1 pseudogene is annotated in these 446 nt (G+C 63.7%); it reads left to right on the top strand.

Going from position 1 to position 446, the window contains the following annotated elements:
* Nucleotides 1-446: pseudogene (locus J5M66_RS26700) on the top strand (glucose-6-phosphate dehydrogenase); the annotation flags it as partial.

The following is a 446-nucleotide window of genomic DNA, read 5'->3' as shown; positions in this document are numbered from 1 at the left end:
GTGTCGAGACCCGAGGCGCGTTCTATGACAGCACCGGGGCGCTGCGCGACATGGTGCCCAACCACTTGTTCCAGTTGTTGGCGATGGTGGCCATGGAGCCCCCGGCGGCGTTTGCCGCTGATGCCGTGCGCAGCGAAAAGGCCAAGGTGATCGGTGCCATCCGCCCATGGTCGGCGAAGATGGCCCTGAAAAACTCCGTGCGTGGCCAGTACAGCGCCGGCAAGCAGGGGCGCAAGCAGTTGCCCGGCTACCGTCAGGAGGCCAACGTTGCGGCCGATAGCCAGACCGAGACCTATGTGGCGCTGAAGGTGATGATCGACAACTGGCGCTGGGCCGGGGTGCCGTTCTACCTGCGTACCGGCAAGCGCATGAGCGTGCGTGACACCGAAATCGCCATTTGCTTCAAGCCTGCGCCTTATGCGCAGTTCCGTGAATCGGAGCTGGAA

Origin of the sequence: Pseudomonas sp. 67(2021), from assembly GCF_017491835.1 — a bacterium.
Lineage (GTDB): Bacteria > Pseudomonadota > Gammaproteobacteria > Pseudomonadales > Pseudomonadaceae > Aquipseudomonas > Aquipseudomonas atacamensis.
This window is presented reverse-complemented; position numbering and strand designations above follow the sequence as displayed.